This is a genomic window from Streptomyces sp. WAC 04229, assembly GCF_003947455.1.
Taxonomy (GTDB): domain Bacteria; phylum Actinomycetota; class Actinomycetes; order Streptomycetales; family Streptomycetaceae; genus Streptomyces.
Genome location: NZ_QHJH01000007.1, coordinates 67,416 through 86,607, shown reverse-complemented (window position 1 = coordinate 86,607; position 19,192 = coordinate 67,416). Strand labels below are relative to the sequence as shown.

Genomic DNA, 19,192 nt, shown 5'->3' with positions numbered 1-19,192 from the left:
GACGCTGCGGGGCGCCGGCCGCTCAGGCGGTCGCTCAGGCCCCGAGGCTACGCCAGCGGGTGAGGGCGAGGCCGGTGCCGTCGTCCTGGCGGGCCACCTTCGGGGCGCCGTCGGCCCCGATCAGCGCCATCACCACGCGCCCGTGTCCGTCGCGTGCCAGGGCCGGTGAGCCCTGGCACGACTCGGCCGGGGCGTACCACCAGAATCCGCCGGTCTCGTTCTCCGTGGCGCCCATGCCGAACAGCGCGGAGCCGTCCCGGGTCCGGTGGGCGAGGACGACGCAGTCGTAGCCGTCCACGGCCGTGCGCAGGGAGGCGTAAGGCCGTTCGGCCGGCGATCCGCCCAGCGCGGCGGGCCAGTCGCCCTCCCGCCACGCGGCCGCGCCGCCGCTCTCGGCGTCGGTCCAGAAGTACGTGGGCCGGTCCGGCCCGGTCTCCACCGCGGTGACCGTGCCCGGCACCGGGCGCAGGGCGAGGCCCTGGGGGCCGGCGAAGTCGCCGCCCGGTTCGGCCTGGCGCCACAGCAGGACACCCGACGCGGAGACGGCGCAGACCTCCAGCCGGCCGCCGGACAGCGCGACCGGCGCGGGCGGTCCGTCGATTCCGTTGCCGTGCAGGTCCTCCCAGGCGCGCCACGTGCCGTTCGGCGCCTCGCGGCGCAGCGACAGGCCGCCGTTCGCGTTGGGTACGAAGACGTGCACCGTGCCGTCGGACGCGACCGCCCCCACCGGGACCCCGAGTCCCCGGCCCTCGGCGCGGTCGCGGTGCGGATTGCCCAGCGAGCGCCATTCGGTGAAGGCCAGTCCGGTCTGGTACTGGATGGCGTGCACGACGTCCACGCCCGGCGCGCCGTCGGACCGCTCGCGCTCCCGGCGGCCCAGGAAGTGGACGTAGCTGTCCGCCCCCTGCACCACCGTCAGGTCGGTCAGCCCCGCGACGGGCACGAAGTGGGGCCCGCTCCATTCGGGGCCGCCCACGGCGGTCTCCGTCCAGCGCACCAGGCCGCCCTCCGCGGACAGGTAGAGGCTGAGGCGGCCGTCCCTGCCGAGGGTGAGCCAGTCGCCGTGCGGCGGTCCGGCCGCGCCCCCGTGCCCGCGCTCCGCGGCGCCGGGACCGACCCGGCTGGCGGCGCCGACCGGGGCCGCCGACTTTCTCCGCATGGCCTGCTGCACCTTCCTGAAGCCCGCCGTGTCACGGACAGGGACCGCCGAACGCGGAACATCATATGCCGTTCGTTCACCAGTTCCCCATGTGTCCGTCACCGGACCACCGGGCGGCGTCAGACGGCCTGCCACGCCCCCAGCGCCAGCCCCGCCTCGTCCTTCCGCCGGGTGAGGTGGAGCTGCCCGGTGGACGGGGAGAGCGTGGCGGCCACCAGACGGCCGTCGGCGTCCAGCGCCAGGGAGACCTCCGCGTCGGCCGGCAGCGCGGGGCCCGACTCGGTCCAGGCCGCGCCCATCTCCTCCAGTTCCGAGGGGTAGGCGGCGAAGGCGACCCGGCCGCTGCCCGCCGAGCGCTGGGCGACCACCGTGCAGTCGTGACCGTCTATCACGCAGCGGACGGCGGAGACCGGGCCGGGCCCGGCGGCGGACACCAGGGGTGTCGGCCTGCCGCCCGGGCGCCAGGCGGTCAGGCTGCCGGAGGTGTCGGCGAAGAACAGGGTGGTGTTCTCGTCCGAGGTCGCCAGGGCTCGCAGGGTGCCGGGGCGAGCCTCGGCCTCCATGGTCTCCACCAGTTCGAACCCGGTGGCAGGGGCCTCCTGACGCCAGTACAGGATCGCGCCCTCACTGGCCGCGTACACCTCGATGCGTCCGGCCTTGCCGGCCACCGCGACCGGCGCGTCCCGCAGACCGGCGCCCTTGAGGTCGCGCCACGGGCCCCAGCCGCCCTTCTGCTTCTGGGCACGCATGCCGAGTCGGCCGGCGTCATTCCGTACGAAGATGTGCGCGCGGCCCTGGTGGTCGACCGCGACGCCGGGGCCGGGGGCGGAGCGGCCCTTGTCGTCGGGGCGGCCGACCGGGTCCCAGTCGAGAGCGGCGAGCAGGGGCCTGAAGTGGGTGGAGTGGACCAGCTCCACGGCGCCGGACGCGGTGGGCGACCACGCCACCAAGTGCGCGTAGCCGTCGGCGCCCTGGCCGAGTGCCGGTGCGGAGTGCAGCCGCTGGTCTCCGCCCAGCCTGCGGGGTGTGTCCCAGGCACCGCCCGGCACCTGCTCCGCGCGGCACAGGACAGCGTCCTGGGTCATCAGGTAGACGCTGAGGCGGCCGTCCCGGCCGCGTATGAGCCACTCACCGTTCACCTGATCATTTTACGCTGCCGCGCACGGAAGTGTGCATGGCGGGGGCGTGCGACCCTGACCGCATGGACGACAACGCATCCCTGCTCGTGATCGTCGACGCCGCGAACGTCGTCGGCTCGGTGCCCGACGGCTGGTGGCGCGACCGGCGCGGGGCCGCGGAGCGTCTGCGGGACCGCCTGGCGGCGGACGGAGTGCCGGGGCACACCGGGCCGGTGGAGGTCGTGCTGGTGGTGGAGGGCGCGGCCCGCGGGGTGGAGTCCGTCGACGGCGTACGGGTCGAGTCGGCACCCGGCAGCGGGGACGACCACATGGTCGCCCTGGTCGAACGGGCCGCCGGCCGGCGCCCCGTCCTGGTGGTGACGGCCGACCGCGAGCTGCGCCGCCGGGTGGCGGAACTGGGCGCGGAGGTGACGGGGCCTCGGACCGTACGACCCCGGTGACGGCGGGCGCCCGGTCCCGGAGCAACACCTCCGGGACCGGGCGCCGCCTTCGTCCGGCTACTGGCCGGCCGGGGGCGGCGGGGTGGTGTCCTCGCCGCGGGCCAGGCGGCTGTGGGTGCGGCTGTAGAGGAAGTACACGACGACGCCGATGACCATCCAGATGCCGAACCGGACCCAGGTCTCGGCGGGCAGGTTCAGCATGAGCCAGAGCGACGCGGCCACCGACACGATCGGCAGCACCGGAACCAGCGGGGTGCGGAAGGCGCGCGGCAGGTCCGGGCGGGTGCGGCGCAGGATGATCACGCTGATCGCCACGATGACGAACGCGAACAGCGTGCCGATGTTCACCAGCTCGGCCAGCTCGCTCAGGCTGGTGAAGCCGGCCACGATCGCGATGATCACGCCGAGCAGGATGGTCGGCCGGTACGGCGTCCGGAACTTCGGGTGGACGCGGGAGAAGAAGCGGGGCAGCAGTCCGTCGCGGCTCATCGCGAAGAACACCCGGGTCTGGCCGAGCAGCAGGATCATGCACACCGTGGTCAGGCCGACGGCGGCGCCGAAGCTGATCACGCCGGCGAAGAACGGGTGCCCGGTGGACTTGAAGGCGTCGGCGAGCGGGGCGTCGACGGACAGTTCGCTGTAGTGCTGCATGCCGGTGACGACGATCGAGACGGCGACGTAGAGGGCGGTGCAGATGAACAGCGAGCCGAGGATGCCGCGGGGCATGTCGCGCTGCGGGTTGCGGGTCTCCTCGGCGGCCGTGGCGACGATGTCGAAGCCGATGAAGGCGAAGAAGACGACCGAGGCCGCGGTGAAGATGCCCATGACGCCGAAGTTCGCCGGTGCCCAGCCGAACATCAGCTGGATCAGTGGCGAGTCGAGCCCCGCCCCGGCATCCACCGGCTGCGACTTGGGGACGAAGGGGTCGTAGTTGGAGCCCTTGACGAAGAAGGCACCCGCGATGATCACGATGAGGACGACGGTCACCTTGATGGCGACGACGAGCGAGGTGATCCGTGCCGAGAGCTTCATGCCGAGGACGAGGATCCCGGTGAGTACCAGCACCAGGGCGGCGGCGAGGATGTCGAAGCCGAAGCCGTCGGCCCCGTCCCGGCCGCCCAGGGTCTCGGGGAACGTCACGCCGGCGTTGTCGAAGAACGAACGGATGTACCCCGACCAGCCGACGGCCACCACCGCCGTGCCCAGCGCGAACTCCAGGACCAGGTCCCAGCCGATGATCCAGGCGGGCAGTTCGCCGAGCGAGGCGTAGGAGAAGGTGTAGGCGGAACCCGCCACCGGGACGGTGGAGGCGAACTCGGCGTAGCAGAGTGCGGCGAGCCCGCACACCACACCGGCGACCACGAAGGCCAGGGCCACGGAGGGCCCGGCGTTGTTCTTGGCGACCGTGCCGGTGAGTACGAAGATGCCGGTGCCGATGATGACACCGACGCCGAAGACGGTCAGGTCCAGCGCGGACAGGGATTTCTTGAGCGCGTGCTCCGGTTCCTCCGTGTCCCGGATCGACTGCTCGATCTTCTTGGTCCTGAAAAGACTGCTGTTGCTCACGCGTACCTCCGACGCTTGTCGTCCCCGACATGATCGAGAGGGGGGCCTACTGCGTATGCCCTGGCGTGAGCCGATTCACGCGGATGGGCCGGTTTCACCACCGCAACGGGTGGAGATACCGGCCCATCGGCGCAACAGCGCAGGCGTCCCGTCAGTCGCGGGCCGCCTGCACGGCGTCGGCGTCGGCGCCCGTGCGGTCGTAGCGGCCGTCGAGCTTGGCCACCAGGCCGGTGACCTGGCGGGCGATGTCGGGCGCGGTGAGCCCGATCTCGGCCAGGACCTCGGCGCGGGAGGCGTGGTCGAGGAAGCGCGGCGGGATGCCGAAGTCGCGCAGCGGCACGTCCACCCCCGCGTCGCGCAGCGCCTGGGCGACGGCGGAGCCGACACCGCCGACGCGCGAGTTGTCCTCGACGGTGACGACCACGCGGTGGCGCTCGGCGAGCGGGGCCATGGCCTCGTCGACGGGCTTGACCCAGCGCGGGTCGACCACGGTGGTGGAGATGCCCTGCTTGTCCAGCAGGTCCGCCACCTCCAGGCACATCGGCGCGAGCGCGCCGACGGAGACCAGCAGGACGTCCGGGGTGTCGGTGCCGGGGGCGCGCAGCACGTCCATGCCGCCGACGCGGCCGACGGCGGGTACCGCGGGTCCGACGGCGCCCTTGGAGAAGCGGACCACGGTCGGTGCGTCGTCGACCTCGACGGCCTCGCGCAGCTGGGCGCGGACCTGGTCGGCGTCGCGCGGGGCGGCCAGGCGCAGGCCGGGGACGACCTGGAGGATCGACATGTCCCACATGCCGTTGTGGGAGGCGCCGTCGGTGCCGGTGACACCGGCGCGGTCCAGCACGAAGGTGACGCCGCACTTGTGCAGGGCCACGTCCATCAGCACCTGGTCGAAGGCGCGGTTGAGGAAGGTGGCGTACACCGCGAAGACCGGGTGCACCCCGCCGTGGGCGAGGCCGGCCGCGGAGACCGCGCCGTGCTGCTCGGCGATGCCGACGTCGTAGACGCGGTCGGGGAAGGCCTTGGCGAACTTGTCGAGGCCGACCGGCTGGAGCATGGCGGCCGTGATGGCGACCACGTCCTCCCGCTCCTCGCCGATCTTCACCATCTCCTCACCGAAGACGCTGGTCCAGTCGGCGCCGGAGGTGGAGATGGGCAGGCCGGTGTCGGGGTGGATCTTGCCGACGGCGTGGAAGCGGTCGGCCTCGTCCTGGAGGGCGGGCTGGTAGCCGCGGCCCTTCTCGGTGAGGCAGTGCACGATGACCGGACCGCCGAAGCGCTTGGCGCGGGTGAGCGCGGACTCCAGGGCCTCCAGGTCGTGGCCGTCGATCGGGCCGACGTACTTCAGGCCGAGGTCCTCGAACATGCCCTGCGGGGCGATGAAGTCCTTCAGGCCCTTCTTGGCGCCGTGCAGGGTGTCGTAGAGCGGGCGGCCGACGACCGGGGTGCGCTCCAGGACCTCCTTGGTGCGGGCCAGGAAGCGCTCGTAGCCGTCGGTGGTGCGCAGGGTCGCCAGGTGGTTGGCGAGGCCGCCGATGGTGGGCGCGTAGGAGCGCTCGTTGTCGTTGACGACGATGACGAGCGGGCGGTCCTTGGCGGCGGCGATGTTGTTCAGCGCCTCCCAGGCCATGCCGCCGGTGAGCGCGCCGTCGCCGATGACGGCGACCACGTGGTCGTCGCGGTCGAGGACCTGGTTGGCCTTGGCGATGCCGTCGGCCCAGCCGAGGACCGTGGAGGCGTGGCTGTTCTCGATGACGTCGTGCTCGGACTCGGCCTGCGCGGGGTAGCCGGACAGGCCGCCCTTCATCTTCAGCCTGGAGAAGTCCTGGCGGCCGGTGAGCAGCTTGTGCACGTAGGACTGGTGGCCCGTGTCCCAGAGCACCTTGTCCTTCGGGGAGTCGAAGACGCGGTGCAGGGCGAGGGTGAGCTCCACCACGCCGAGGTTGGGGCCGAGGTGGCCGCCGGTCTTGGACACGGCGTCGACCAGGAAGGTGCGGATCTCCTCTGCCAGGCCGCCCAGCTCTTCCAGGCTGAGCCGGTCCAGATCGCGCGGTCCCGTGATGCGGGTCAGCAGCGGCACCCGTGCCTCCTTGCAGTAGAGCTGTTGCCGGGCCTGCCCGAGTCTAATGTTCCGCCGTGGCGGAACGTGTCCGGGCGGTGCGTCGTACGTCACGCGTTCGGCCTTACCCAGCGGCGGACCGTTCTACGACTGCCCCGCCGACGACGGCCGACGCGCACCGTCCCCCGAACGCCACGGCACAACGGTCCGCCCGCCCTCCCGGGGCTCAGCCGGGCGGGCGGGCGGACGTCGGCCGTACTGGCCGCGCCAGGGGCTTCGGTGGAGCCGCTACGCGCGGCCCGCCGTCTTCTGGGTCTTGCGGGTGACCGCGTCGATGACGACGGTCGCCAGCAGCACGCCACCGGTGATCATGTACTGGACCGGCGAGGCGATGCCCTCCAGGGCGAGGCCGTACTGGATCGAGATGATGACCATCACACCGAGCAGCGCGTCCCAGGTGCGGCCGCGGCCGCCGAAGAGGGACGTGCCGCCGATGACGGCCGCGGCGATGACGTTCATCAGGAACTCACCGGTGCCCGCGCCCTGGTTGGCGGAGGCGATCTTCGAGGCGACGAAGAGGCCGCCGATCGCGGCGAAGGTGCCCGCGATCGCGAACACCGAGATCCGCACCAGCTCGACGTTGATGCCGGCCCGGCGGGACGCCTCGACGCTGCCGCCGAGCGCGAAGATCTTCCGGCCGTAGGCGGTGCGGCGCAGGACGAAGTCCGTGAGCAGCAGGAAGGCCAGGAAGATCACGACGGCCAGCGGCAGGCCCTTGTACTGGTTGAAGACGATCGCCACGGCGAAGGCCAGCACGGCGAGCAGCACCGTGCGCACGATGATCTCGTTCAGCGGCCGGGACGGCACTCCGACGGACTCACGGCGGCGGTTGTCGAAGAACGCGCTGAGGAAGTACCCGGCGGTGACGACGATCGCCAGGCCGTAGGCGGCGGCCACGTCGCTGAAGTAGTAGCTGGTCAGCTTGACGACCACGCCGTCGGAGTCGAGGTTGATCGTGCCGTTGTCGCCCAGGATCTGCAGCATGAAGCCCTGCCAGAACAGCAGGCCTGCCAGGGTGACGGCGAAGGCCGGGACGCCGATGCGGGCGAAGACGAAGCCGTGGATGGCGCCGGCCGCGGTTCCGGTGAGGATCGCCAGCACCAGGGCGAGTATCTCGTTCATCCCGTGCGTGACGCTGAGCACCGCGAAGGTGGCGCCCGCGACACCGCTGACCGAGCCGACCGACAGGTCGATCTCGCCGAGCAGCAGGACGAAGACGATGCCGACGGCGATCATGCCGGTGCCGACCATGGCGACCGACATGTCGGAGAAGTTGCCGGCGGTGAGGAAGTTGGAGTTCAGGCTGGTGAAGATGGCCCAGATGACCAGCAGGCCCACGACGACCGGGATGGACCCGAGGTCACCGGCCTTCATCTTCCGCTTGAACTCGCCGAGGTAGCCGGCGAAGCCCTGCTCGCGCACCAGCAGCCGGGGGTCGACCGCGGCGACCGCGGCGGGGGCCGCGGCGGTGTTCTCCACCGAGCTCTCCTCGGCTGCCGTGGAGGTCTTGTCGATGCTCACTTCTTGATCTCCCCATTGGTGCGCGCCGCACGACGGGTCACGGCGTTCTCCGTGGCGCCCGTGATGGCGGAGATGATCTCTTCCTGGGAGGTCGACTTGACCTCGAAGATGCCGTTGTTGCGCCCGAGGCGCAGGACGGCGACCTTGTCGGCCACCGCCTTGACGTCGGCCATGTTGTGGCTGATGAGGATGACCGCGTGGCCGCGCTCGCGCAGCCGCTCGACGAGGTCGAGGACCTGGGCGGTCTGCTCGACGCCGAGGGCGGCGGTGGGCTCGTCCAGGATGACCAGCTTCGGCTCGCCGAGCATGGAGCGGGCGATCGCCACGACCTGGCGCTGGCCGCCGGAGAGCGAGGCGATCGGGATGCGCACGCTCGGGATGCGGATGGACAGCGTGTCGAGGAGCTCGCGCGAGCGGCGCTCCATCTCCACCTCGTCCAGGACGCCGCGCTTGCGCAGCTCCCGGCCCAGGTAGAGGTTGCCGACGACGTCGATGTTGTCGCACAGCGCGAGGTCCTGGTAGACGGTCGCGATGCCGAGGTTCTGGGCGTCGTGCGGCCTGTTGATCGAGACGGACCTGCCGTCCCACTCGATGGCGCCCTCATCGATGGGGTGCACGCCGGCGATCGTCTTGACCAGCGTGGACTTTCCGGCGCCGTTGTCGCCCACCAGGGCGACCACCTCACCGGCGTGGACCTCAAGCTCTACGTCGGTGAGCGCCTGGACGGCACCGAATCGCTTGGAGACCCCGCGCAACGCCAGCACGGGCGTAGCGGACACGTGAACCATCTCCTTCGCCGCCTGACCCGGCGGGAGGTTGTGCAGAAAGGTTGGGGGGAGGGTCCGTCCGGCGCCCCGCGTAGCTTGCGGGGCTGATGAGTGCGGGGCGCCGGAGGAGCTGGGGCGGCCGGTCCCGGGCGGCTCAGTCAGCTCGGGACGCGGGTTCCGCTTACTTCAGACCGATCTTGTCGCAGGCGGCCTTGTACTTGCCCGCGCAGATCTCGTCGATCGTGTAGAAGCCGTCCTTGATGACGGTGTCCTTGATGTTGTCCTTGGTCAGCGAGACGACCGGGACGATGACCGCGGGGACGCCCTTGGCGGACTCGCTGTCGACCTTGTCGTTGGCGATGGAGTCGAGCGACTCGCCCTTGGCCAGCTTCACGGCCATCTCGGCCGCGACCTCGGCCTCCTTCGGGTAGGACTTGAAGACGCTCATGTACTGCTCACCGGTGACGATGCGCTGCACACCCGCGAGTTCGGCGTCCTGGCCGGTGACCGGGATGTCGGCGATGCCGGCGGCCTTGAGGGCGGTGATGATGCCGCCCGCCATGCCGTCGTTGGCGGAGTAGACGCCGGCGATCTTGTCCTTGCCGAGGGCGGAGATGGCGCCCTCCATGTTGGCGTTGGCGTTCTCCGGCTTCCACTCCTTGGTGTCGTACTCGCGGCCGACCTTCACCTTGCCGTCGAGGGCGGCGTGGGCGCCTTCCTTGAACTGGGCGGCGTTCGGGTCGGTGGACGAGCCGTTCATCATGACGACCTGGCTGTCCTTGGCCTTGTCGCCCAGCGCCTTGAGCAGCGCCTCGCCCTGCGTCTTGCCGACGGTGACGTTGTCGAACGAGGTGTAGGCGTCGATCGGGCCCTCGGCCAGGCGGTCGAAGGCGACGACCTTGATGCCGGCGTCCTTGGCCTTCTTCACCGAGCCGGCGATGGCCTTGTAGTCCACCGCGTCCAGGATCAGCACGTCGACCTTGTTGGTCACCATCGTGTCGACCTGCTGGTTCTGCAGGCTGGCGTCCTGCTTGGCGTTGGCGTAGACGACCTCGCCCTTGTTGTTCGTCAGCTCCTTGACCTTCTTCTCGATCATGGGCTTGTCGAACTTCTCGTAGCGAGCGGTCTGGTTCTCCGGAAGCAGGAGACCGACCTTGATGTCGTCGCCCTTCTTGGCCGCCGAGTCGGACGAGTCGTTGTCGCCGGACTCCTTGGCGCTGCCACAGGCAGCAAGCGAGACGACCATGGCACCGGCGGCGACGGCAAAGGCGGCACGACGCATACGCGTGTTCACTTCACAAACCTCCCTGACGAGGCCGCGTCGTTGCGGCCGAGGTGGCTGGAAGTCAACTCGGCCGCGCGTACGGCGTCAAGAAGTAAATCCTTAACGAGATGACAACGGTGCCATCCGTGCTCTAAGTGAAGGCAGGCGTGGCCGCCGGCAGGGCGCCGGTCATACTTCCATCCAAAAGGGTCGAATCACCCATTTCGCTGAGGGCGAGCGCGAGCGCCCCGAGCACCTCCGCACGGCCGCCAAGTGCCCCGGGAAGCACGGAGAGTTGACGCGCCGCGCTGGGGATGGCGTACCGCCCGACGGATTCCCTTATCGGGCCGAGCACCAGCTCACCGGCCTCGGCGAGATCGCCGCCGAGGACGACCCGGCTCGGGTTGAGCAGGTTGCAGAGGTTGGCGACTCCACTGCCGATGTGGCGGCCGACGTCGGCGATCACCCGACGGCAGCCCGGGTCACCGTCCCGTGCCAGCCGTACGACGCCCTCCATCGTCAGATCGGTGCCGTGGCTGGGCTGGAGGAGCGGAAGCACATAGCGTGCTGCCGCGAAGGTCTCCAGGCAACCCCGGTTTCCGCAACGGCAGACGGGGCCCGCCTCATCGAGGGTGATATGACCGATTTCTCCCGCTGTGCCGCCCGGTCCCCGATAGATCTTCCCGTTGATCACCAGGCCCGCGCCGACACCGCTGGCGACCTTGATGTACGCCAGGTCCCGCACCCCCCGGCCGCTCCCCCAGACCAGCTCCCCCAGGGCGCCGAGGTTGGCGTCGTTGTCCACGTGCACCGGCACGCCGAGCCGCCCCCGCAGCTCCTCTGCGGGCCGGGTGCCGCCCCAGCCGGGCAGGATGGCGGTCGAGCCCAGCGTCCCGGACTCCACGTCGATCGGGCCGGGCACGCCGAGGCCCACTCCGGCGATCTTGGAGCGGTCGACGCCGGTGGCCGCGACCAATCGGCTGACCAGCTGTTCCGCCCGGTCGAAGCCCTGGTCCGAGGAGGCGTCCACGTCCAGCGGCTCGGACTCCTCGGCGAGGACCTGATGGGCCAGGTTCCCGATCGCGACGCGCAGGTGGGTGTGGCCGAAGTCCACGCCGATGACGATGCCGGCGTCCCCGCTCAGCGAGACGCTGCGGGCCCGCCTGCCGCCCGCCGACGTGGGCGTGACCTCGACGGTCCCGCCCTCCTTCAGCTCCCGGACGATGTTCGAGACGGTCGCCGCGGACAGGCCCGTCGTCCTCGCGATCTCCGCCTGCGTGAGCGAACCGGCGAGCCGTACCGCTCGTACGACCCGTTCCAGGTTGGCTCGGTGCAGCGACGACTGCGACCCCGGAGTCTCCACGACGACCTCCTGCGCGCGGGGCCGCTTCGATGAGGCCCCGTCCATGTCCAACTAGTGAACTCTAAGCTGAGCCGTTCGGGTCGCCTCCCGTCAAGAGGTTGAACCGCATCAGGGCCCCCCACGGGTGCGTGGCCGCACACACGCGCGTGCCGCCCCCGGAGACCGGGAGCGGCACGCGCGAGCACGCCGGCGAGCGCCGGGGCGCTACTTCAGGGCGCCCGCGGTGAGTCCCTGGACCACTTGGCGCTGGAAGATGATGTAGGCCGCCAGCACCGGCAGCATGGCCATCACCAGGCCCGCGAACAGGCCCGACCAGTCGCCCTTGTACCCCTGGCTGACCGCCAGCTGCACCAGGCCCTGGGTGAGGACGTGCTTGTCCGGGTCCGTGTTGAGCACGGTCGGCAGCATGTACTGGTTCCACTGCCCCAGGAAGTTGAAGATCCCCACACTGATCAGGCCGGGTTTGGCCATCGGCAGCATGACCTGGAAGAACGTCCGGGTGTGCGAGGCCCCGTCCACGAACGCGGCCTCCGCCACCGAGCTGGGCAGGGTCCGGAAGAACGCGGTCAGGAAGAACACGGTGAAGGGCAGTGAGTAGGCGATGTAGACCAGGATCAGCCCGTGGATGGTGTTCAGCAGCCCCATGTTGTCCACGACGTAGAACAGCGGGACCAGCGCGAGCATGATCGGGAAGCTCATGCCGCCGATGAACAAGTAATAGATGAACCGATTGCCCGGGAAGTCGAACCGGGCCAGCACGTAGGCCGCCATGGAACCCAGCACCAGGGTGCCGACGAGCGAACCGCCCACCACCAGGATGGTGTTGAGGAAGTAGTCGCTCATGTGCGCCTGGGACCAGGCCCGCGACCAGTTGTCGAAGTTCAGCTTGGTGGGCAGCGACCAGGGCGAGCCGAAGATGGAGGCGTCGTCCTTGAAGGACGTCATCACCGCCCACACCAGCGGCATGCCGACCATGATCGCCCAGATGACCAGGACGCCGTGGGAGAAGACGTTGAGGGCGGTGCCCTCCTTCTTCCCCTTGCGGAGTCCGCCGGGCGCGGCCTCGGTCTTCAGGACGGGCGCGCCGGACTCGGCCGGCACGGGGGCGGGGGTCTCGGTCGTCTTCATTGCTCAGTACTCCAGCCGCTCGCGCCGGCCCAGCTTCATCACGAGGGCCGCGAAGGCCAGCGTGACGAGGAGCAGGGCGACGCCGATGGTGGTGGCGTAGGCGGCCTGACCGTCCCGGAACGCCTTCTGGTACACGTACAGGACCGTCACGGTGGTCGAGTAGTCGGGTCCGCCGGGCCCGGTCGTCATGATCTGCACGACCGCGAAGGACTCGGCGCCGAGGGCGAGGATGCCCATGTAGACCCAGCCGGACTGCACGGTGTCCCACAGCAGCGGCAGGGTGACCTTGAAGAAGGTCGTGAAGCGGTTCGCCCCGTCCAGCAGCGCGGCCTCGTACAGCTCCGCCGGGATGGAGGCCATGCCCGCCGAGAAGAGGACCACGAAGAAGCCGACGGTGGACCAGACGAGCACCGCCATCACGCACCACAGCGCGAGGTTCGGGTCGCCGAGCCACAGCGGCTGGACGGAGTCCAGGCCGATCCCGCGCAGCAGGGAGTTGACCGCGCCGCTGTCCGGGTTGTAGGCGAACTGGAACAGCAGGGCGACGATCGCGATGGACAGCACCTGCGGGAAGAAGTAGACGATCTTGTAGAAGCCGGAACCGCGGACCCCGGTGATCACCGGGCCGCCCTTCCGCTTCCGCCCGCCCACGTTGATCATGAAGGAGAAGAAGAGCGCCAGGCCGAGCGTCACCAGCGGCACCAGCAGGGCGAACAACACGCTGTGCCACAACGACTTCCAGAAGATGTCGTCGTCGAGCATCCGCGAGTAGTTGTCGAAGCCGACCATCTTGAACTCGGGACTCAGCCCGGTCCAGTCCGTGAACGAGTAGTAGATGGACTGGATGAACGGCCAGACCACGAAGAGCGTGTACAGCCCCAGGGGTACCGCGAGGAACCCCACGATGAACCGGTACTTGCCGTGCTGCATTGCTACCGACCCCGATCTGAGCGCGGGTGGCGCCGCCAGGGCCCGTCCGGCGCGCCGGCACCGGACAGGCCCTGGTGACGCTTCCTCACTGGTGCTTGTAGTGCTTGATCGACGAGTCCTTGGCGGCGTCGTCGGCGAAGCCCTGGATCTTCTTGATGGTCTCGGCCGGAGTCATCCGGCCCGCCATCATCTCGCCCAGGCAGCCGACACCGATCTTCTCCTTCTGGAGCTGCACGTACCAGTCCTGCATCCGCGGGTTCACCACGTTGCTGCCGGCCAGCTCCAGCGCCGCCACGCCGGACTTGAGGCCCGGGGTCAGCTCGATGCCGTCGGTGCCGCCGTTGTAGGCGCTGAGCGACTTCACCTTGCTGGTGAAGTTCTTCGAGGACGCCTCGCTGAGCATGACGCGCAGTTGCTCCATGCCGCCGGCGCCGTTGGCCGCCTTGGCCGGGACGATGAAGGGCTCGCCGCCGGAGGCCCACATCGTGCCGAAGGGCATCTTGTCGCTGTCGTCGATGCCGGGCGGGGCGGACACCGCGAGGTCGAAGTCGGCGGGGATGACCTTGGCCGACTCGTTCTCCACCCAGGAGCCGTTGGGGATGAACAGGGCCTTGCCCTTGGCCCAGGCGGTCTGCGACTGGATGTGGTCCAGGCCGGGGGTGCCCTTGAGGATGTAGCCCTTCTTGTACAGCTCGTACCAGGCCTCGAAGACCGTCTTGACCGCCGGGTGCTTCCAGGCGTTCGGCTCCAGGTTGTCGATGGCGTCCAGCACCTCGACACCGCCGACCTTGGCGATCATCGGGGACATCGAGAAGGGGATGTAGTACGGGTACTTGCCCGCGTACGTCCAGCCGGCCATGCCCTTCTTCTTGGCCTTCTCGCAGACCGCGAGCATCTCGTCCCAGGTCTTCGGGTACTCCGCGTCCAGCGAGTCGAGCGCCTTCTGCGAGTACCAGTTCCCGTAGACCGTGTACGCGTAGTACAGGATCCAGACCGGGTCGCCGTCGAACTGGCCCATCTCCACGATGCCGGGGCGCAGCGTGTCGCGGACCTTCTTGTTCGGGTCGTCGTAGGACGGGGCGTCGAGGAGCGGGGTGAGGTCGGCGAGCTGCTTCTTGCCGACCAGAACGCCCATGTCCATCTGCTCGGCGCCGGAGTTGTCGACGAGGTCCGGCGGGTTGCCGCCGTTGAAGCGCGGCTGGAGGGTCGACTGGATCTTCTGGGTGGCGGAGAACTTCACCTTGGCCTTCGGGAAGGCCTTCTCGTACAGCTTCACGGCGTCCTCGGCGTACTCCTTGCCGAAACCGCCGTCGAAGAGGACGAATTCCATCTGGGCGCTGTCGTTGACCGCGAGAGGGTTCTTCGCGGACTTCTCGCCCGCCTTGGCCTTCTCCTGGTCGTCCCCGCCGCCGCTCGCGCAGGCGGAGAGGAAGCCCATGGTCGGTACGGAGATCAGGCCGAGCGCGGCGGACCGCTTGATCAGATCGCGGCGGCCGACGCCCGTACCGTTGTTCTCGGCGGAAGTGGATCCCATGCTCAAGTCCTCGCCTTCTACAGGACTCAGGCGGTGAACCGGATCCTCCCCGGCACCGCGATCGGGTCACGCTGGTTCGTGCGGGAAACGCTGGTACTGCTCTTCTGAAAAGTGCTGCTCGGGCGCTTGGGCGGTTCCCCTTCGCGGTTCCCCCCGTATCCCCCGGTGGGCGACAGGTATAGTCCACTTCCCGCCAGCGGATCAAGATCGAAAGCAAGGTTGGCGGTACGTCTTTTCCGAGTTGAGACCTCCCGGAAATATGAGTGGCCTGTGCACGCCATGCCGTAAGAATCCCTGGCATAAGCCCCGAACGCCACATCCAACACCCTTGACATCACATGCCACTTGACCCCTACTGGTCCTTGCGCAGCAGATTTGACAACGTTGTCCCACGCGCAGGGAGGGTGGCCAGGACATGGAATACAGAGTTCGGCACAGATGGGGTCCGGCGGTCGTACTGACGACCGCCTTCGCTTTGGCGGTGGGTTCGCAGGGGGCGGCGGTCGCGTTGCCGCAGGCTCCGGCCGGGGCCGACCGGGAGTTCGCGTCCTCGTTCGAGGCGGACGACCCGGCTCCGGACTGGCTCAACACCGTGGACACGGGCGCGGACGGCGGCAAGCGGTCCTCGGGTGTGGACGGCGGGTACACCACCGGCATACCGGGCAACGTCACCGACCACGTGACCGGCGTGCGGGCCAGCGCCGAGAACACGAACGGCGGCGAGGTCAAGGAGAACCTCGTCGACGGCGAGCCGGGCACCAAGTGGCTGACCTTCGAGAAGACGGGCTGGGTCGAGTTCGACCTGGACGAGTCGACCAAGATCGCCAAATACGCCCTCACCTCGGCCAACGACCACGACGAACGCGACCCGGTGGACTGGACGCTGAAGGGCTCGGCGGACGGCGAGACCTGGCAGACGCTGGACACCCGCTCCGGGGAATCCTTCGGGGAGCGCTTCCAGACCAAGACGTACGACCTCGCCGAGGCCGCCGAGTACCAGCACTTCCGGCTGGAGGTCACCAAGAACAACGGGGCGGGCGACGCCCTCCAGCTCGCCGACTTCCAGCTGTCCACCGGCGGCGGCGACACCCCGGCCCCCGAGGACATGCTCTCCCTGGTCGACCGCGGCCCGACCGGCTCGCCGACCGCGAAGTCGGGCGCGGGCTTCACCGGCACGCACGCCCTGCGCTACGCGGGCCGCCACACCGCGGACGGCCGGGGCTACTCGTACAACAAGGTCTTCGACGTCGACGTGAAGGTCGACCGCCGCAGCGAGCTGTCGTACAAGATCTTCCCCTCCATGGCCGACGGCGACCTCGACTACGACGCCACGAACGTCTCCGTCGACCTCGCCTTCACCGACGGCACCTACCTGAGCGACCTCAAGGCCACCGACCAGCACGGGTTCCCGCTGACGCCGCGCGGTCAGGGCGACGCGAAGATCCTCTACGTCAACCAGTGGAACAGCGTCGAGTCGGGCATCGGCTCGGTCGCGGCCGGCAAGACCGTCGACCGGATCCTGGTGGCGTACGACTCCCCCAAGGGCCCGGCGAAGTTCCGCGGCTGGCTGGACGACGTGAAGATCGAGCGGGCCGCGTACGAGCGCCCGAAGGCCCACCTCTCCGACCACGCGCTCACCACCCGCGGCACCAACTCCAGCGGCAGCTTCTCGCGCGGCAACAACTTCCCGGCGACCGCGGTACCGCACGGCTTCAACTTCTGGACGCCGGTGACCAACGCCGGATCGCTCAGCTGGCTGTACGAGTACGCGCGCGGCAACAACGCGGACAACCTGCCCACCCTCCAGGCGTTCAGCGCGAGCCACGAGCCGAGCCCCTGGATGGGCGACCGGCAGACCTTCCAGGTGATGCCCTCGGCCGCGTCCGGCACCCCGGACACCGGCCGCGACGCCCGCGAGCTGGCCTTCCGGCACGAGAACGAGACCGCCCGGCCGTACTACTACGGCGTGCGGTTCGAGAACGGCCTCAGGGCCGAGATGACGCCGACCGACCACGCGGCGATGATGCGCTTCACCTACCCCGGTGACGACGCGAGCGTGATCTTCGACAACGTCACCGACCAGGCCGGCCTCACCCTGGACAAGGAGAACGGCACCTTCTCCGGCTACTCGGACGTCAAGTCCGGGCTGTCCACCGGTGCCACCCGCCTCTTCGTGTACGGCGAGTTCGACAGCAAGGTCACCGGCGGCGACTCCAGCGGCGTCAAGGGCCACCTGCGCTTCGACGCGGGCAAGGACCGCGCCGTGACGCTGCGCATCGCCACCTCGCTGATCAGCGTCGAGCAGGCGAAGGACAACCTGCGCCAGGAGATCCCCGCGCGCGCCTCCTTCGACAAGGTCAAGCGCGACGCCCAGAAGCAGTGGGACGAGGTCCTCGGCAAGGTCGAGGTCGAGGGCGCCACGCAGGACCAGCTGACCACGCTGTACTCCAGCCTCTACCGGCTGTACCTGTACCCGAACGCCGGCCACGAGAAGGTCGACGGCACGTACAAGTACGCCTCCCCCTTCTCCAAGGCGGTCAAGGAGGACACCCCGACGGAGACCGGCGCCAAGATCGTCGACGGCAAGGTCTACGTCAACAACGGCTTCTGGGACACGTACCGGACCACCTGGCCCGCGTACTCCTTCCTCACCCCGTCCAAGGCCGGTGAGCTGGTCGACGGCTTCGTGCAGCACTACAAGGACGGCGGCTGGACCTCCCGCTGGTCCTCGCCCGGCTACGCGGACCTGATGACCGGCACCTCCTCCGACGTGGCCTTCGCGGACGCCTACGTCAAGGGCGTCGACTTCGACGCGAAGGCGGCCTACGACGCGGCCGTCAAGAACGCCACCGTGGTGCCCCCGTCCTCGGGCGTGGGCCGCAAGGGCATGGAGACCTCGCCGTTCCTCGGCTACACCAGCTCCGAGACGCACGAGGGCCTGTCGTGGGCGCTGGAGGGCTACCTCAACGACTACGGCATCGCGAAGATGGGCGAGAAGCTCTACAAGGAGACCGGCGAGAAGCGGTACAAGGAGGAGTCGGCGTACTTCCTCAACCGCGCGCAGGACTACGTGAACCTCTTCGACAGCAAGGCCGGCTTCTTCCAGGGCAAGGACGCCAAGGGCGGCTGGCGGGTGGACTCCGAGAAGTACGACCCGCGCGTGTGGGGCTACGACTACACGGAGACCAACGGCTGGGGCTACGCCTTCACCGCCCCGCAGGACAGCCGCGGCCTCGCCAACCTCTACGGCGGCCGCAAGGGTCTCGGCGACAAGCTCGACGAGTACCTCGCCACCCCCGAGACGGCCTCCCCGGAGTTCAAGGGCTCCTACGGCGGTGTCATCCACGAGATGACCGAGGCGCGGGACGTCCGGATGGGCATGTACGGGCACTCCAACCAGGTCGCCCACCACGCGCTGTACATGTACGACGCGGCCGGGCAGCCGTACAAGACGCAGAAGAACGTCCGCGAGGTGCTCCAGCGCCTGTACACGGGCAGCGAGATCGGCCAGGGCTACCACGGTGACGAGGACAACGGCGAGCAGTCGGCCTGGTTCCTCTTCTCCTCCCTCGGCTTCTACCCACTGGTCATGGGCAGCGGCGAATACGCCATCGGCTCCCCGCAGTTCACCAAGGCGACGGTCCACCTGGAGAACGGCCGCAAGCTGGTCGTCAAGGCCCCGAAGAACAGCACCAAGAACATCTACGTGCAGGGGCTGAAGGTCAACGGCAAGCGCTGGAACTCCACTTCGCTCCCCCACTCGCTGATCGCCAGGGGCGGCGTCCTGGAGTTCGACATGGGCGCGAAGCCCTCCTCGTGGGGCACCGGCAAGGACGCGGCCCCGCCGTCGGTCACCCAGGACGACGAGGTGCCGACCCCGCGCGCGGACGCCGTCACCGGTGCGGGCGCCCTGTTCGACGACACCTCGGCGACGGACGCGAGCGTGACGTCGGTGGACCTGCCGGTCTCCGGCAAGGGTGTGAAGGCGGCTCAGTACACGCTGACTTCGCCGGCGGACCACACGAAGGCACCGGCAGGCTGGAAGCTCCAGGGCTCGGCCGACGGCACGACCTGGCGGACGCTGGACCAGCGCTCCGGGGAGTCCTTCGCCTGGGACAGGCAGACCCGGGCGTTCTCGGTGAAGTCACCGGGGACGTATGCGAAGTACCGGCTGGTCTTCACCGGCACCTCGGTGTTGTCCGAGGTCGAGCTGCTCGCCTAGCAACACCTCGCTGACCAGGGCCCGTCCAGTTTCTGGGCGG

Annotated in this window: 13 protein-coding genes; 2 read left to right on the top strand and 11 right to left on the bottom strand. The window is 69.4% G+C overall.

The genetic code is table 11. From position 1 onward, the window contains the following. Positions 1-34: 34 nt before the first annotated feature. Together DMH12_RS03555 and DMH12_RS03550 are read right to left on the bottom strand one after the other, a co-directional pair. Positions 35-1,159, bottom strand: coding sequence for a hypothetical protein (locus DMH12_RS03555; RefSeq protein ID WP_125490057.1), 1,125 nt, complete (start codon positions 1,157-1,159; stop codon positions 35-37). A 119-nt stretch (positions 1,160-1,278) separates the two neighbouring features. Then, a complete protein-coding gene (locus tag DMH12_RS03550; protein ID WP_125490056.1) occupies positions 1,279-2,298 on the bottom strand; it encodes a hypothetical protein in 1,020 nt (339 codons plus the stop codon). 62 nt (positions 2,299-2,360) lie between these two features. Here DMH12_RS03550 and DMH12_RS03545 point away from each other — a divergent pair, with 62 nt between their 5' ends. After that, positions 2,361-2,738, top strand: coding sequence for an NTP pyrophosphohydrolase (locus tag DMH12_RS03545; RefSeq protein ID WP_125490055.1), 378 nt, complete (start codon positions 2,361-2,363; stop codon positions 2,736-2,738). 57 nt (positions 2,739-2,795) lie between these two features. On the opposite strand, the gene DMH12_RS03540 is transcribed toward DMH12_RS03545, so the two are convergent. The 9 genes from DMH12_RS03540 to ngcE form a co-directional block, all read right to left on the bottom strand. Next, positions 2,796-4,304, bottom strand: coding sequence for an amino acid permease (locus DMH12_RS03540; RefSeq protein WP_125490054.1), 1,509 nt, complete (start codon positions 4,302-4,304; stop codon positions 2,796-2,798). 151 nt (positions 4,305-4,455) lie between these two features. Continuing rightward, a complete protein-coding gene (dxs, locus tag DMH12_RS03535; RefSeq protein ID WP_122618352.1) occupies positions 4,456-6,384 on the bottom strand; it encodes a 1-deoxy-D-xylulose-5-phosphate synthase in 1,929 nt (642 codons plus the stop codon). Between the two features lie 267 nt (positions 6,385-6,651). Continuing rightward, complete coding sequence (locus DMH12_RS03530; RefSeq protein ID WP_125490053.1) at positions 6,652-7,944, bottom strand: sugar ABC transporter permease; 1,293 nt, start codon at positions 7,942-7,944, stop codon at positions 6,652-6,654. Further along, complete coding sequence (locus DMH12_RS03525; protein ID WP_064730313.1) at positions 7,941-8,732, bottom strand: ATP-binding cassette domain-containing protein; 792 nt, start codon at positions 8,730-8,732, stop codon at positions 7,941-7,943. Before DMH12_RS03525 ends, DMH12_RS03530 begins: the two co-directional genes overlap by 4 nt. Positions 8,733-8,892: 160 nt before the next feature. Continuing rightward, positions 8,893-9,993 (bottom strand): sugar ABC transporter substrate-binding protein, encoded by a 1,101-nt coding sequence (locus DMH12_RS03520; RefSeq protein ID WP_185832131.1) that lies wholly within the window; start codon positions 9,991-9,993, stop codon positions 8,893-8,895. Between the two features lie 133 nt (positions 9,994-10,126). Beyond that, complete coding sequence (locus tag DMH12_RS03515; protein WP_125490051.1) at positions 10,127-11,338, bottom strand: ROK family transcriptional regulator; 1,212 nt, start codon at positions 11,336-11,338, stop codon at positions 10,127-10,129. A gap of 204 nt (positions 11,339-11,542) precedes the next feature. Further along, positions 11,543-12,466 (bottom strand): carbohydrate ABC transporter permease, encoded by a 924-nt coding sequence (locus DMH12_RS03510; protein ID WP_122618356.1) that lies wholly within the window; start codon positions 12,464-12,466, stop codon positions 11,543-11,545. Between the two features lie 3 nt (positions 12,467-12,469). Continuing rightward, positions 12,470-13,396, bottom strand: coding sequence for a carbohydrate ABC transporter permease (locus DMH12_RS03505; RefSeq protein WP_064730309.1), 927 nt, complete (start codon positions 13,394-13,396; stop codon positions 12,470-12,472). A gap of 85 nt (positions 13,397-13,481) precedes the next feature. Next, on the bottom strand, positions 13,482-14,930 hold the full coding sequence (gene ngcE / locus DMH12_RS03500; RefSeq protein ID WP_125490050.1) for an N-acetylglucosamine/diacetylchitobiose ABC transporter substrate-binding protein: 1,449 nt from the start codon (positions 14,928-14,930) through the stop codon (positions 13,482-13,484). Positions 14,931-15,345: 415 nt separating this feature from the next. On the opposite strand from ngcE, the gene DMH12_RS03495 reads away from it, so the two are divergent. Further along, positions 15,346-19,152 carry a GH92 family glycosyl hydrolase gene (locus DMH12_RS03495; RefSeq protein WP_185832127.1) on the top strand — a complete coding sequence of 1,269 codons (3,807 nt, stop codon included), beginning with the start codon at positions 15,346-15,348 and terminating at the stop codon, positions 19,150-19,152. The last annotated feature ends 40 nt before the right edge of the window (positions 19,153-19,192 follow it).

Excerpts from the sequence above, each read along its gene's own strand:
- ngcE (WP_125490050.1), bottom strand. The coding sequence starts at position 14,930 with ATGGGATCCACTTCCGCCGAGAACAACGGTACGGGCGTCGGCCGCCGC.
- DMH12_RS03510 (WP_122618356.1), bottom strand. The coding sequence starts at position 12,466 with ATGAAGACGACCGAGACCCCCGCCCCCGTGCCGGCCGAGTCCGGCGCG.
- DMH12_RS03520 (WP_185832131.1), bottom strand. The coding sequence starts at position 9,993 with ATGCGTCGTGCCGCCTTTGCCGTCGCCGCCGGTGCCATGGTCGTCTCG.
- DMH12_RS03555 (WP_125490057.1), bottom strand. The coding sequence starts at position 1,159 with ATGCGGAGAAAGTCGGCGGCCCCGGTCGGCGCCGCCAGCCGGGTCGGT.
- DMH12_RS03525 (WP_064730313.1), bottom strand. The coding sequence starts at position 8,732 with ATGGTTCACGTGTCCGCTACGCCCGTGCTGGCGTTGCGCGGGGTCTCC.
- DMH12_RS03495 (WP_185832127.1), top strand. The coding sequence starts at position 15,346 with ATGGAATACAGAGTTCGGCACAGATGGGGTCCGGCGGTCGTACTGACG.
- DMH12_RS03545 (WP_125490055.1), top strand. The coding sequence starts at position 2,361 with ATGGACGACAACGCATCCCTGCTCGTGATCGTCGACGCCGCGAACGTC.
- DMH12_RS03505 (WP_064730309.1), bottom strand. The coding sequence starts at position 13,396 with ATGCAGCACGGCAAGTACCGGTTCATCGTGGGGTTCCTCGCGGTACCC.